General features: G+C 73.4%; 12 protein-coding genes and 1 tRNA gene. 11 read left to right on the forward strand and 2 right to left on the reverse strand.

Annotation, left to right across the window (positions count from 1 at the left end; genetic code table 11):
• Nucleotides 1-211 precede the first annotated feature (211 nt).
• The 3 genes from ABT160_RS34275 (at nt 212) to ABT160_RS34285 (ending at nt 1,887) form a co-directional block, all read left to right on the forward strand.
• Nucleotides 212-1,006, forward strand: a complete 795-nt coding sequence (locus ABT160_RS34275) for a hypothetical protein (RefSeq protein WP_351651866.1) — start codon at nt 212-214, stop codon at nt 1,004-1,006.
• A 92-nt stretch (nt 1,007-1,098) separates the two neighbouring features.
• A tRNA-Trp gene (locus ABT160_RS34280) sits at nt 1,099-1,175 on the forward strand.
• Nucleotides 1,176-1,470: 295 nt separating this feature from the next.
• Nucleotides 1,471-1,887, forward strand: a complete 417-nt coding sequence (locus tag ABT160_RS34285; RefSeq protein WP_351651867.1) for a VOC family protein — start codon at nt 1,471-1,473, stop codon at nt 1,885-1,887.
• A gap of 32 nt (nt 1,888-1,919) precedes the next feature.
• Here ABT160_RS34285 and ABT160_RS34290 read toward each other — a convergent pair whose 3' ends face one another.
• Complete coding sequence (locus ABT160_RS34290; RefSeq protein ID WP_351651868.1) at nt 1,920-2,096, reverse strand: hypothetical protein; 177 nt, start codon at nt 2,094-2,096, stop codon at nt 1,920-1,922.
• A gap of 617 nt (nt 2,097-2,713) precedes the next feature.
• Between ABT160_RS34290 and ABT160_RS34295 the strand changes: the two genes are divergently transcribed.
• The 7 genes from ABT160_RS34295 to ABT160_RS34325 all read left to right on the forward strand — a co-directional run bounded on the left by ABT160_RS34295 (nt 2,714) and on the right by ABT160_RS34325 (nt 10,461).
• Nucleotides 2,714-2,914 carry a hypothetical protein gene (locus ABT160_RS34295; protein WP_351651869.1) on the forward strand — a complete coding sequence of 67 codons (201 nt, stop codon included), beginning with the start codon at nt 2,714-2,716 and terminating at the stop codon, nt 2,912-2,914.
• Between the two features lie 5 nt (nt 2,915-2,919).
• Nucleotides 2,920-5,022, forward strand: coding sequence for a helix-turn-helix domain-containing protein (locus ABT160_RS34300; RefSeq protein ID WP_351651870.1), 2,103 nt, complete (start codon nt 2,920-2,922; stop codon nt 5,020-5,022).
• Between the two features lie 88 nt (nt 5,023-5,110).
• The gene (locus ABT160_RS34305; RefSeq protein ID WP_351651871.1) at nt 5,111-6,415 is read left to right on the forward strand and encodes an ATP-binding protein; all 1,305 of its coding nucleotides are present in this window, start codon (nt 5,111-5,113) and stop codon (nt 6,413-6,415) included.
• 43 nt (nt 6,416-6,458) lie between these two features.
• Entirely contained in the window at nt 6,459-7,568 is a 1,110-nt protein-coding gene (locus ABT160_RS34310; RefSeq protein WP_351651872.1) for a tetratricopeptide repeat protein, read from the forward strand.
• Nucleotides 7,569-7,821: 253 nt separating this feature from the next.
• A complete protein-coding gene (locus tag ABT160_RS34315; protein WP_351651873.1) occupies nt 7,822-8,808 on the forward strand; it encodes a Gfo/Idh/MocA family protein in 987 nt (328 codons plus the stop codon).
• Nucleotides 8,805-9,800 carry a Gfo/Idh/MocA family protein gene (locus ABT160_RS34320; protein ID WP_351651874.1) on the forward strand — a complete coding sequence of 332 codons (996 nt, stop codon included), beginning with the start codon at nt 8,805-8,807 and terminating at the stop codon, nt 9,798-9,800. Before ABT160_RS34315 ends, ABT160_RS34320 begins: the two co-directional genes overlap by 4 nt.
• A 97-nt stretch (nt 9,801-9,897) precedes the next feature.
• Entirely contained in the window at nt 9,898-10,461 is a 564-nt protein-coding gene (locus tag ABT160_RS34325; protein WP_351651875.1) for an NADPH-dependent FMN reductase, read from the forward strand.
• A gap of 146 nt (nt 10,462-10,607) precedes the next feature.
• Here the strand turns inward: ABT160_RS34325 and ABT160_RS34330 are convergent, their stop codons facing one another.
• On the reverse strand, nt 10,608-11,867 hold the full coding sequence (locus ABT160_RS34330; RefSeq protein WP_502984355.1) for a cytochrome P450: 1,260 nt from the start codon (nt 11,865-11,867) through the stop codon (nt 10,608-10,610).
• A gap of 339 nt (nt 11,868-12,206) precedes the next feature.
• On the opposite strand from ABT160_RS34330, the gene ABT160_RS34335 reads away from it, so the two are divergent.
• Complete coding sequence (locus ABT160_RS34335) at nt 12,207-13,400, forward strand: cytochrome P450 (protein ID WP_351651876.1); 1,194 nt, start codon at nt 12,207-12,209, stop codon at nt 13,398-13,400.
• Nucleotides 13,401-13,405 lie beyond the last annotated feature (5 nt).

Below are 13,405 nucleotides of genomic sequence, written 5' to 3' on the forward strand. Positions count from 1 at the left end.
CCTCCAGGGACGGGACGGGCAGGGGAGCGGACGCGTACCACTGGGCGCGGTCCGGTGGGCGCGGTCCGGAGCGCGAGGACGCTAACCCCTGACGCGCGGGTCAGGGGCAAGCCCCGTTCACCCGTACGGCCACCCCAGCACGCGACACCCAGTGACAGGGGTTTCACTGAACGTGACCTACGAGGGGGGTCGTATCCCTGGGAGCCGTGCCGTGCGCTTCACCAAGACGTCCGTGGCCCTGTGCGCCGCCGCCACCGCCCTGCTGACCGCCGTCGCCCCGGCGGCCGTCGCCGACGACGGGCCGCACTACCCCGCGACGAACCCGCCGGCCACCAAGTGCCTGCCGTCGCTCTACGACCCGGCGACGGGACAGAAGAACAAGCCCGCGGGCCACTACTACGACGAGGCGCCCGACAAGGGCGTCGCCTGGTGGTTCTTCGCCCAGTCCGGCACCGGCACCCTGCCCTTCGCGCCCGCGCTGATCGAGGAGCTGAAGCGCACCGGGATCAAGGCCGAGCCGATCTGCCCGGTGGGCACCGCCGGCAACGGCACGGCCTTCTGGACCCCCGTCGGGTCCGACGGCTACGACAACATCAATCTGCTCAACCAGCGCATCTGGTACCCCGGCGGGTGGAAGTTCACCAACCCCAAGACCGGCCGCTCCGTGCGCACCGACGGCTTCTGGCTGCACGAGGTCCCGCTCATCTCCAAGGCGAGCGCCAACATCTACGTCGACGACAAGCCGGTCCCGCGCACGCTGGAGATGGCGCACTTCAGCACCTTCAACGTCTACCTGCAGCTGGCCTCGCCCCGGCTGAACCAGGGGCGCTTCACGCTCGGCCCGACGGACTGGAAGTTCATGCTCTCCGAGCCGTACCGCAAGGTGCTGCACGACGTCCTCGGCATCAACATCCCGACGGACACGCACGTGATCAGCCTGGAGATCAACGCGTCGTTCCTGCCGGACCAGAACATGCCGCTGAAGCCGGGCTTCAAGAGGGACTGAGGCCCGCGCGGCACGGGGCGGGCGTCCGGCGGGGAGCGGTGCCAAAACGATTTGGCACCGCCCCGGCGATCATGGCAAGGTGGGTCGCACCAAGGGGTGTAGCTCAGATGGCCAGAGCGCCGGTCTCCAAAACCGGATGTCGCAGGTTCGACTCCTGTCACCCCTGCCAGTCGGTGCGGCCCCCGTAGGACTCGGTCCTACGGGGGCCTTCCGCTGTCTGCCTCCCCGCCCCCGCCTCCTCGCTCCCGGCCGCCTGCCCGGCTGTTCGCCCGGCCGCCTGCTCGGCTGTCCGCCCGGCCTCCCGCCTGGCCGGATTCCGCTCGGTCGTCCGCCCTAAGCCGGATTGCCGATGGTGGGCGTTCCGGGCGCGGCCTAGCGTGTGTGCCGTACACGCAATCCTCGTACGACGCATTCGCAGCCGTGTCCGCTGCATCCGCTGTATCCGCAGCCGAAGGAGAACCGCCATGCCGGTCGACCTGAACCACACGTTCGTCTACGCCCACGACCCCAAGGCCTCCGCCGCCTTCCTCGGCGAGATCCTCGGGCTCGACGTCGCACCGCCCTTCGGCCCGTTCATCCCGCTGCCGACCAGCAACGGCGTCACCCTCGACTACGTGGAGCCGGGGCACGTCGACGGCGAGCACGAGAGGATCAGGACGCAGCACTACGCGTTCATCGTGTCCGAGGACGAGTTCACGGAGATCTTCGGCCGCGTCCAGGGCCGCGGGATCGAGTACTTCGCCGATCCGCAGCTCCAGCGGGCCGGGGAGATCAACCGCAACGACGGTGGCCGCGGGGTCTACTTCGCCGACCCCAACGGCCACGTCATGGAGGTCATCACCCGGCCCTACGGCTCGGGCACCATCACGGCCAACAGCTGAGCCGTCAGGGCCCGTTCAGCCCCCTGCGCCGGTCACACCTCCTGCCGCTCGGGCACCCGGCCGGGGGCGCCGGGGACGAGGACCGCGAGCGTCCTGCGCGCCTCGCGCCGCAGGGCGCGGCGCCGGGCGAAGGTCGCGGTGAGGGCGAGGACGGATACCGTGCCTCCGTAGAGGACCGTGGCGATCGTGGAGAGCAGCCCGACCGTCATCGGGCACGCACCTTTCTTCCCCCACTGGGCCGCCCGGAGCATTGCCGGGGCGGGCGTTGATGCGTCCGCCCCCACTCTACGGATCCGGGGGCGCGGCCGACAGCCCCTCTCGTGGCGGCGAGCCCGCCGCGGTGTACGGCAAACGTGTCGGGGGCCGCGTCAACGACCCCCGAACGTGGTGCTGTCGAGCCTGCGCTCGGACCGTCACAGTCGGCGCGCGGAGCGGATCGTTCTTCGCGATTCCGTCCCGGGGGCCAGTATGGCGCGGCCGCGACTTGTTCAGGGCGCTCGCTTCTTCCTGAATGCCGCGGGGTGGACGGCGGGGCCCTGAGCTGGGGCGGAGGTGCGGCCGGGGGAATTGTTCACGAGGTGCCGCCGGGCCGTCCTCTTTGTTCAGAACCAAATGCGGATGGGGCATCGGGACTGGAACGGGACATAGCGGGCCGGGTGCCAAATGGGGTCAGGTGGGGCATGGTGAGTGCGTTCGCAGCGTCAACTGCGACACCACGAACAGGAGTTCACCGCACTCGCACCGCACTCGCGGCGCACCCGCGGAGAGCTTCCGGACGTGGAGCCAGAGCACCACACGGACCGTCACCCGTACAGGAGTCGCTCCCATGATGATCTCCGCCTCCTTCCCCGCCCCTTCACCCCTCTCCATCCGCGTCGTCGTGATCGTGATCGTCACCGTCGTCACGGTGGTGCTCGCACGGCGCGGCTACGAGCCCGGTGAGGCACTGGCCCTCGTGGCCATGGTCACCACCACGGCCCTCGGCCTCGCCGGCCGCGTCGGCGGCTCCCCGCGCGCGGGCCGGTAGCGCGGATGTCCTCGGGACGGCGCGGGCGCCCGGAACGCCCGATCGACACCACCGTCCCGGCCCTGGCGGAGCTCGCGCGCGAACTGCGCGAGCTCCGTCGCGGGGCCGGGTTCAGCCTCGATCAGCTGGCGCGGCGGATCCACTCCAGCAAGGCCGCCCTCAGCATGGCCACGACGGGCCGGAACCTGCCGTCGCGCACGCTCGTGGTGGCCTGGGTGCTCGCCTGCGATCCCCGCCGGAGCGCCGACGTGGTAGGCAAGCGGTACGACAAGGTCGCCGAGGCCTACTGGGCGGCGATCCTGCCCGTACCGGTGGCCGCACCCGCACCCGCACCCGTACACCTCCCCGCCGTGGTCGACGCGGCCCCCGTCGTGCCCGCCGAGCCGCATTTCGGGAGCAAGGCGGCGGACCTCTTCGAGCAGGCCGCCTGGGCCTCGCTGGAGCCCGACCGCCGCACCTGGGGGATCGCCGCCCACCCCGCGCCCCTGCCCCTGCGCTTCACCCCCGCCCCCGTCGACTTCACCGACGCCGGGCCCAACCCGCCCGACCTGACCGGCCGTTACGCCGAGATCGCCGACGTCTACGCCCTCGTACCGTCCGGCCGCCTGGTCGTCCTGGGCGAGCGCGGCAGCGGCAAGACCCAGCTGGCCCGCCACCTCGGGACCCAGCTGCTGACCGCCGACGACCCGGTGCTCTGCGTCCTGATCTCCCTCACCGGCTGCGACGCCCTGCACGAGCTGCCCGCCTTCCTGGACTGGCTCGCCGGACGCCTGCCCGGGGACTCGCCGCACGAGATAGCCGCCATGCTCGGGCGGGGGAGGCTCGTCCCGGTCCTCGACGACTTCGACCGGCTCGGGCGCCGCGAGCGGGCCCGCCTGCTGCTCACCCTCGACCAGCTCCCGGACAGCGCCCGGTTCGTCCTGGTCGGCGGCTGGAGCGAGTACGCCACCGCCGTGGAGGACACCGACACGGTCCCGGCGGGCTGCGCCGCCGTACGGATCCAGCCGGTCGGCGTGGACGACCTCGACGGCTGGATCCAGCGGGGCTCGCGCCGGGCCGAGGCCAAGCGGAAGGACTGGGACGACGTCCTGGACGCCCTGCGCGGCGATCCGCGCGCCCCGGCCCGCAAGGTCCTGGCCGATCCGCTGCTCGCGGGGGCCGCCCGGGTCCTGTTCACCGACGGGCGCGGCGACCCCGCCGAACTGGTGGCCCCCGACGCGGACGCCGAGCTGCTGGAGAAGCGGCTGCTCGACCACCTGCTCGGCACCTTCGCGCCCCGCCGCCTGCTCCACCCGGAGGCGGTGGAGGAGCGGCGGCTTGAGCGACTGCTGCGGCTGATGGGGCATGCAGTACGGGAGCGGGGCGGACCGGTGCGGGACCTGCGGGTGCTGTACGTGGGGGTGCGGCACACACGGCGCTGGGCGGCCATCCACACGTTCGTGCTGGCCGTGCTGTGCTTCGCGGTGCCGGCTGAGGTGAGCGCGGGCGCCGACAGGTACACGTCCTCGGGCGCGACGGACGTCACCTTCGGGGTGACCGGTCTGCTGTTCCTGTGCCCGTACTTGTACGCCTACCTCCGGCACGACCGGGACGACCGTCTCGACCCGAACGCCGACGCGGTTCGGCTCGCGGTGCGGATGCTGGTGCTTCCGGCGCCGACGGTGGTCGCCGGCTTCGTGCTGACCGCCACCGCGGGGCTGGCACCCGGCCTCGTGCTGACGGTCCTGTTCGTGCTGTGCCAAGTGCTGAGCACCAGGCTGTCGCGGCCGCCGTACCGTCCATCGGGCCTCGACGGGCTCCTGTCCGTCGCGACCCTCCTCCTGATGCTGGTCGCCGCGTTGCTGATCGGCTCCCCCGTCGGCTTCCTCATCGTCGTTCACCTGCTGGCGCTGTCCACGCTCTCCGGCAGCTGGGCGCTGTCGCGGATGGTGTTCCGGCACCGGCACGACGCCATCGCCCCCCACCACCTGCACCGCACCCTGCACCTCGCCGTGCACCGCGGCGTCCTCACCCACACCCCCCAGGGCTTCGTCTTCACCCACCACGCCGTCGCCCGCTGGTACGCCGACGCCAAGCCCCCGGACGTACGGGAACGGAGTGCCGCCTGAGCCCCCGGGGGCGGCGCCGCACCCCCTCGCGGCGACCGTCCCCGACCCCGCCTCCCCACCGGCCCGTCCCACTGCCTAGGCTTGCGGCATGTCCGAAGAGTCCCCCCTGATCCGGAGCCTGCGGGCGGCGGTGGCCGCCGCGCCCGGCGACGTACCCCTGCGCCTGCACCTGGCCGAGCTGCTGCTCGCCGAGGGCAAGGGCGACGAAGCGGTGGCCGAGGCCGCCGTGGCGCTCCAGCACGCTCCCGGCGACGCCCAGGCGCGCGCCCTGATGGCCCGGGCCATGGGGATGCCCGCGCCCGGGGAGCAGCCCGGCGAGCAGCCCGCGGAGCCGGAGCGGGACGCCGAGGGGCCCGGGGCCTACGACTGGCAGGCCGCCGAGCGCGAGGTCCGGGACATCGTGCGCCCCCGCTACACCGCGGAGCACGAACACGACGGCGACGGCGCCGCCGAGGCGCCCCTGACCAGCGACGGCTCCGGTGACCCGGGGGAGGCCGAGGCCTGGGAGGTCGAGGCGCCCGGGGCCCGCGACGGCGTGCGCCTGGCCGACGTCGGCGGCATGCAGGACGTCAAGGACCGCCTGGAGGCCGCCTTCCTCGCCCCGATGCGCAACCCCGAGCTGCGCCGGCTGTTCGGCAAGAGCCTGCGCGGCGGGCTGCTGCTGTACGGGCCGCCCGGCTGCGGCAAGACCTTCATCGCCCGCGCGGTCGCCGGGGAGCTCGGCGCGAACTTCCTGTCGATCTCCCTGTCCGACGTGCTCGACATGTACATCGGCAACTCCGAGCGCAACATCCACGAGCTCTTCCAGACCGCCCGCCGCAAGGCGCCCTGCGTGGTCTTCCTCGACGAGCTGGACGCGCTCGGCGCCAAGCGCAGCCGCTCCCACCACAGCGGACTGCGCAACGTCGTCAACCAGCTGCTCGGCGAGCTCGACGGCATCGACTCGGCCGCCAACGAGGGCGTGTTCCTGCTCGCCGCCACCAACGTGCCCTGGGACGTCGACATCGCCCTGCGCCGCCCCGGCCGGCTGGACCGCACCCTGCTCGTGCTGCCGCCCGACGCGCCCGCCCGCGAGGCGATCCTCCAGTACCACCTGCGCGACCGGCCCATCGAGAACGTCGACCTGGGCAAGCTGGTGCGGGCCACCGAGGACTTCTCCGGCGCGGACCTGGCGCACGTCTGCGAGAGCGCCGCCGAGGCCGCGCTCCTGGACTCCGCCCGCTCCGGCACCGTACGCATGATCAACGGCAAGGACCTGCTCGTCGCCGCGCGGCAGCTGCGGCCGTCCACCGACGCGTGGTTCGCCGCCGCGCGCAACGTGGCGATGTTCGCCAACGACGGCGGGATGTACGACGACCTGGTCGCGTACCTGAAGAAGAAGCGCAAGCTGTAGTGGACGCCGCCACGGGGACGCCCGGCGGCCGGGGGAGGGCCTGATGGCCGGCGGGGGAGTGCGGGAGCGCGCCGAGGTGCTCTACGAGCTCGACCGGTACGACCAGGCCGCCGCGCTGCTCGCCCAGCACCTGGCCCAACACCCGGGCGACAGCGACGCGTTGGTCCTGCTCGCCCGCTGCCGCAGGCACCTGCACGACCTGCACGGCGCCATGGCCCTGCTCGACGAGGCGCTGCGCGGCGACCCTGAGCTGCTGACCGCGTGGGTCGTGCGCGCCGACGTGCTGCTCGCCCTGCGGGCCTACCCGGACGCGGAGTTCGCCGCGCACCGGGCCGTCGAGCTGGCCCCGCAGTTCTGGGGCGGCCACCACCTGCTCGCCATGGTGTGGGACGCCACCGCCGAGAACTTCGGCAACCCCGCCTGGAAGCGCGCCCGCCGCGCCCAGGCCCACCAGGCGGCCCTGCACGCGGTCTCCCTCGGCCCGCAGGAGGCGTCCGCGCACTTCCTGGTGGGCCTGACCGCGCACCGCATGAAGAACCTCGCCGTCGCCCGCCAGGCGTACGAGACCACGCTGCGCCTGGACCCGGAGAACAGCGAGGCCCACAACAACCTGGCCCTGCTGCACCTGCGCGGCCGCTGGTTCACGCGCGGCGCCTGGACCCGCGCCGCCGAGGGCTTCGTCGACTCGGCGGCCCACGACCTGAACGACCGCGAGGCCCGCTTCAACCTGGAGACCATGGCCTGGGGCGTGGCGGCGGGCGCGCGCTGGGTGGCGCTCGCCGGGTTCTTCACCGCGATGATCGCCACCGCCGGACTGCGCACCGGGCAGCGCGGATCGGGCCCGGTCGTCGGTGAACTCGTCGGCGCGGGCCTGGCGTTGGCCTTCTGGGGCGCCTGGTTCCTGTGGCAGCGGCGGCGGGTGGCGCCCCGGTTGCGGCGCCCGCTGATGCTGGTGGCGCGCGCCTGCCCGCCGGTCATCGCGATGGCGGTGGCGGTGGGCGCGGTGGCGCTGTACACGGTGGTGGCCTTCGCGCTGCCGTACGCGGACGCAGGCCTGATCGGCGGGCTCGGCGCGCCGGTGTTCTGGGGTCTGGTGCTCACGTACTGGATCAGCCGCGCGGCCCTGCGGCGGCGGCTCTCGGCGCGCCGCTAGGCATCCGCTTGAGGCTCGCTCGGACCCCGCTGGGGGACGCGCGCCTCTCCTGCCGCCCCTGTTTCCCTTGCGCACGCCCCTGACCTGCTCCGATGGCGTACGGGACCGGTCCGGCGGCCGTCCGGGTGCCCGGCCCGTGGTGGTCCGGGGCGCGTGCCGCCCCCGAGACTGGAGGGACTGCCCGGCCGACGCGGCCTGGCTCGCCTGTGCGTACGGTCCGTTCGGTCCATGGGAATGCAGAGCTGGGGGCGCCATGCGGCGGCTTGGGGTAGCACTGATAGGCGCGGGGCTCATCGCGCGCATGCACCTGGAGGCGTGGGTGGCCGCCGGAGCGGACGTGCGCGTCCACTCGCTGGACGGCAAGGCCGCCGACCTGGCCGCCGAGTTCGGCGCCAAGGCCGTCGACTCGCTGGCCGAGGCGCTGGACGGCGCGGACGCCGTCGACATCTGCTCGCCCACCGGCACGCACCGCGACGTCGCGCTCGCCGCGATCGAGCGCGGCGTGGCCGTCGTCTGCGAGAAGCCGCTGTCCGCGGACGTCGCCGAGGCCGAGGAGATCGTGGACGCGGCGGAGCGGGCCGGGGTGCCCGTGTACCCCGCGCACGACATCCGCTTCGCGCCCGCGTTCTCGCGGCTGCACGACCTGGTGGCCGGCCGGGACTTCGGGGCCGGGACGGTCGCCCGCTTCCTCATCGCGGGGTACCACCCGCGGGCCTGGGACGGGTACGCCTCCGCCGAGTCCGGCGGCATCCTCACCGACCAGATGCTGCACGGCGTGGACATCGCGTACTGGCTCTTCGGCGACGTCGTCCGCGTCCACGCCCACTACCAGGGCAGGATCGAGGCGCCCGCCCCGCAGGGCACCTCGGCCACCGGCACGGCCGTCCTCACGCACGCCAAAGGCGCGCTGAGCCAGGTGGTCTGCCGCTGGACGCCGACGCCGGACCCGATCATCCGCGTCGCGTACCACGTCTCCGGCACCGGCGGCACGGTCGTCCACGACTCCGAGTGGCCGCAGGAGATCCAGGTCAGCGGCGGCCCTTCGGGCGCGTTCGCCTACCTCGGGGAGTCCCCGTTCCTGGCCGAGATCGGCGAGTTCGCCGCGGCGCTGCGGGGCGGCCCCGCGCCGCGCCTGGTCGCCCACGACGCCCTGGCCGCCGTCCGCGTCACCCAGGCCGCCGCCCGGTCCGCCTGGACGGGCCGCGCCGTCGAACTGCCCGTGAAGGGGGCCACCGCATGAAGGTCGCCGTGTTGTCGTTCGCGCACGAGCGCGCCGCGACGTACGCCCGGCTGCTCCACGAGGCGGCGGACGTCGACCTCGCCGTCGCCGATCCGGGCCACGAGGGGCGGGGGAGCGCGGTCGCCGCAGAGCTGGGCGCCACGTACTTCGGCGGCTGGGAGGAGGTCTTCGCCTGGGGGCCCGACGCGGTCGTGGTGACCGCGGAGGCCACCGGGCAGCGCCCGCTCGTCGAGCGCGCCGCGCTGGCGGGCGCCCACGTGCTGTGCGAGCGGCCGTTCGCCGACGACGAGGCTGACGCCGAGGCCATGGTGGACGCCTGCGAACGGGCCGGGGTGCGGCTGCGCCTGGCCTCGCCGGTCGCCTACGGGCCCGCCTTCGCGGCGGTGCGCGCGGAGCTGGCCAAGGAGGACGTGATGGGGGGCCTGACCACCGTGTACGGCGCGCTCAACCCGCCGCTGCCCCGGTCCCCGGAGCGCGGGGTCCTCGACGCCTGCGCCCCGTACCTGCTCGACCTCGTGGACGCGGTCCTGGGCGGGCAGCCGGCCCAGGAGGTGTACGCGCAGGCCAACAGCGTGCTCGGCGGTGACCCGGACGTGGCGAGCGCGGCGCTGCTCACCGTGCGCTACGCCGACTCCACCGTCCTGTCCCTGGACTGCAGTTGGGGCGTCGCCGACCGGGGGCCCGGGGTCGAGGGCCCCGTGGTCACCTTCGTCGGGGAGCGCGCCTCGGTGGAGTTCAGCGCCGCACCCCGGCTGATCGGCGGCTTCGACTCCGCTGGTGCCGGGGAGCGTTGGGTGACCCGCGGCGACGATCCGTACGCCGTGATGCTCGCCGCGTTCCTGGCGGGCGTCCGGGGCGGCGCCGACACCGGGCCCGACGGCGCCGCCGGGCTGCGTGCGCTGCGCATCGTGCGCGCCGCCCGCGAGTCCGTGCGCACCGGACAGCCGGTCGAGCCCGCCACGGCGCCCGCCGTGCCCGCGGCGTCCGGCTGAGCGCGGACGGCCCTGGCCCGTTCGCGCCCGTCGGCGCGCGTGGACAGGCACTCTGTTCTCGAACGCACATGATTCCTGACGTACTTGGGAGACGTACATGACCACCATCGGCATCATCCTCGGCAGCACCCGGCCCGGACGCGTCGGACCGCAGATCGGGGAGTGGATCGAGAAGGCGGGCAGCGCCCGCGAGGACGCCGACTTCCAGATCGTCGACATCGCCGACTACGACCTGCCGCTCTTCGACGAGCCGGGCTCGCCGCGCCTGGGCACCTACGCGCACGAGCACACCCGCGCCTGGTCCGCCAAGATCGCCGAGCTCGACGGGTTCGTCTTCGTGACGCCCGAGTACAACCGGTCGATCCCGGCCGCCCTGAAGAACGCCATCGACTTCGTCTACAACGAGTGGAACCACAAGGCCGCCGGCTTCGTGGGCTACGGCAGCAACGTCAGCGGCTCGCGCGCGGTGGACCACCTGCGCCACATCGCCGCCGCCGTGCAGCTCTCGGGCGTCTACACGCAGGTCAACCTGTCGCTGCAGACGGACTTCCAGCAGTTCACGACCTTCGCCCCGGGCGAGCGCGCCGAGGGCGCGCTGCAGGAGATGCTCACCGAGGTGGTCACGCTGACGGAGGCACTCGCGCACAAGCGCCAGGCCTGAGCGGGGAGTTGCCGCGGGCCCGTCCCCTCTCGGGGGGACGGGCCCGCTCGTCGTACGGGTCGTGTCGGCTCGTCGTACGGGTCGTGTCGAATCGTCGTACAGGACGGGCCCGCTCGTCGTACGGGAGTGCAGGCGTACGTCTGGGACTACCAGGTCAGCGGGAGCTCGATCAGGCCCTGCATCGTGCTGCCCGGCTTGCAGGGGACGTCGTCCGCGGGCACGGCGAGGGCGAGGCCGGGCAGCCGGTCGAACAGCGTCCACAGGGCGATCTCCAGCTCGGCCCTGGCGAGGTTCTGCCCCAGGCACTGGTGGGCGCCGAAGCCGAACGCCAGGTGGTGGCGCCCGCCGCGCTCCCAGTCGAGGCGGTCGGGGTCCGCGAAGACGTCGGGGTCCCGGTTGACCAGCGAGAGCGGGAAGACGACGCCCTCCCCGGCGCGGATGGTCAGCCCCTCGACGTCGATGTCCCGGGTCGCCCTGCGCAGCATGATGTCCGCGATGGACGTGAAGCGCAGCAGCTCGTCGACGACGGTCGGCATCAGCGACCGGTCGGCCCGCATCGCGCGCAGCGCGTCGGGGTGGCGCAGCAGGGTGTAGGTGCCCAGCGAGATCATGTTGGCGGTCGTCTCGAAGCCGCCGACGAGCAGCACGCCCGCGAGCGCGACCAGTTCGTCGCGGTCCTCCCGCCCCTCCGCGCGCCCGGCGCGGATCAGGTCGGCGAGCAGCCCTTCGCCGGGCTCGTCCCAGCGGCTGTCGACCAGCTCGGTGAAGTACTCCTTCAGCTCCGCGCGGCCCCGCTCCACGTCCTCGGGCCGCAGTCCCAGCGTCAGGCGCCGGGACTGCTCCTCGAAGAAGCCGGCGTCGGCGTACGGGGCGCCGAGCAGCGCGCAGATCACCATGGCGGGCAGCGGGAAGGCGAAGGCCGTCACCAGGTCGGCGGGCGGCCCCTGGCGCACCAGCGCGTCCAGGAGCCCGTCGACCGTCTCCTGGACGCGGGGGCGCAGGGCGGCGATCCGTTTGGTGGAGAAGCTCGGGATGAGCCTGCGCCGCTGGGCGTTGTGCTCGGGGTCGTCGACGCCGACGAGGGGCAGCCGCTGGCCGCGCACGGTCGCTCCGCGCGCGGTGGGGGACGGGAAGTCCGGGTGCGTGCGGTCGCTGGACAGGCGTGGGTCGGCGAGCAGCCCGCGCGCCGCCGCGTGCCCGGTGACCGCCCACGCGGGGCGGCCGTCGAACAGGGAGACGCGGGCCAGCGGCCTGTCCTCGCGCAGGGGCCGGTAGCCCTCGGGCGGGTGGTAGGGGCAGGTGCGGTCCTGCGGGAAGGGGACGGCGGCGGGCGCGCCGTCGGGTGCGTCGAGGCGTGTGCCGGAGCGCGCGTCGGACGGCACGCCGGCCGGTAAGTCTGTCGTCACGGAGGGACCTCGTTCTGCTCAGTGGGGTACACCCAGTCAGTAGGTGTATGAGCCATGTACGGGCGTCACGCTAGGCGCGCGGCCTTGAGGTCCCCTCGAAGCCCGTACGAACGGCGATCGACGCCGGACCCCGGCAGCGGGCCGGAACCGGTCGTTCGACGCCCGCCTCTCGAAGGGGTGTTCAGAGCGGCTTGAGAGCGGCGCCCCATCGGTCCGCCAGGTGCGATCGTCGGGCAGTCGGCGACGTACCACGGGGGTGGATCCGCCCGCCCCGTCGCGTTCGTACCAGCACGGACGCGGATGACGCCCGGGACATCTCACTCGGTTGGGAAGGATTCCATGAGCGACGCAATCTCCTTCGAGGAGCCGTGGGCGCGGACCCACCAGTTCGACCCGCCCGCGCTCTTCGACGAACTGCGCGCGAAGCGCCCCCTCGCGCGGATGGAGTACCCCGACGGCCACATCGGCTGGATCGTCTCCAGCTACGAACTGGCCCGCAGCGTCCTGAGCGACCTGAGGTTCAGCCACAGCACCGAGGTCGGCCACTTCCCGGTCACGCACCGCGGCCAGGTCATGCCCAACCACCCGAGGATCCCCGGCATGTTCATCCACATGGACCCGCCGGACCACACCCACTACCGGCGCATGCTCACCGGCGAGTTCACCGCCCGCCGTGCCCAGCTCCTCGCGCCCCGGGCCGAGGCCGTCGCCGCCGAGCAGATCGAGGTCCTGAAGCGCCTCGGGCCCGGCGCCGACCTGGTGAAGAACTTCGCCAAGCCGCTCTCCCTGCGCGTCCTGTCGGAGTTCGTCGGCCTGCCCTACGACCAGGTCCACCGCTACGGCCACGCGCCCACCCTGCTGCACGACACCGACGCCGACCCGCAGGAGGTCGTGGCCGCCATGGGCGAGGCCGCGGCGTTCTTCGCCGAGGTCATCGCCGACCGCCGCGCCGACCCCCGCGACGACCTCATCAGCCGCCTCATCGCCGGTGGCGAGCTCTCCGACGAAGAGCTCGGCAACATGGTCACCCTGCTCCTCTTCGCGGGCTACGAGACCACCGAGAGCGCCCTCGCCGTCGGCGTGTTCGCCCTGCTGCACCACCAGGACCAGCTGAAGGCCCTGCGCGCCGAGCCGGCGAAGCTGGACGGCGCCATCGAGGAACTGCTGCGCTACCTGAGCGTCAACCAGTACGACACGTACCGCACGGCCCGCGAAGACGTCGAGCTCGCGGGCGAGACGGTCCGCGAGGGCGACAGCGTCACGGTGTCCCTGCCCGCCGCCAACCGCGACCCGGCCAAGTTCGGCTGCCCGGCCGCGCTCGACATCGACCGCGAGACCTCCGGCCACGTCGCCTTCGGCTTCGGCATCCACCAGTGCCTGGGGCAGAACCTCGCCCGCGTCGAGCTGCGCGCCGGGTTCTCCGCGCTCCTGCGCGCCTTCCCCGACCTCGACCTCGCGGTCGCGTTCGAAGACGTACCGCTGCGCCTCAAGGGGTCCGTCTTCGCGGTGAAGAGCCTGCCCGTCACCTGGTGAACCCC

This window comes from Streptomyces sp. NPDC001941 (assembly GCF_040296945.1).
In the GTDB taxonomy this organism is placed as follows: Bacteria; Actinomycetota; Actinomycetes; order Streptomycetales; family Streptomycetaceae; genus Streptomyces.

Excerpts from the sequence above, each read along its gene's own strand:
- ABT160_RS34295 (WP_351651869.1), top strand. The coding sequence starts at position 2,714 with ATGATGATCTCCGCCTCCTTCCCCGCCCCTTCACCCCTCTCCATCCGC.
- ABT160_RS34320 (WP_351651874.1), top strand. The coding sequence starts at position 8,805 with ATGAAGGTCGCCGTGTTGTCGTTCGCGCACGAGCGCGCCGCGACGTAC.
- ABT160_RS34335 (WP_351651876.1), top strand. The coding sequence starts at position 12,207 with ATGAGCGACGCAATCTCCTTCGAGGAGCCGTGGGCGCGGACCCACCAG.
- ABT160_RS34290 (WP_351651868.1), bottom strand. The coding sequence starts at position 2,096 with ATGACGGTCGGGCTGCTCTCCACGATCGCCACGGTCCTCTACGGAGGC.
- ABT160_RS34310 (WP_351651872.1), top strand. The coding sequence starts at position 6,459 with ATGGCCGGCGGGGGAGTGCGGGAGCGCGCCGAGGTGCTCTACGAGCTC.
- ABT160_RS34315 (WP_351651873.1), top strand. The coding sequence starts at position 7,822 with ATGCGGCGGCTTGGGGTAGCACTGATAGGCGCGGGGCTCATCGCGCGC.
- ABT160_RS34285 (WP_351651867.1), top strand. The coding sequence starts at position 1,471 with ATGCCGGTCGACCTGAACCACACGTTCGTCTACGCCCACGACCCCAAG.
- ABT160_RS34325 (WP_351651875.1), top strand. The coding sequence starts at position 9,898 with ATGACCACCATCGGCATCATCCTCGGCAGCACCCGGCCCGGACGCGTC.
- ABT160_RS34305 (WP_351651871.1), top strand. The coding sequence starts at position 5,111 with ATGTCCGAAGAGTCCCCCCTGATCCGGAGCCTGCGGGCGGCGGTGGCC.
- ABT160_RS34300 (WP_351651870.1), top strand. The coding sequence starts at position 2,920 with ATGTCCTCGGGACGGCGCGGGCGCCCGGAACGCCCGATCGACACCACC.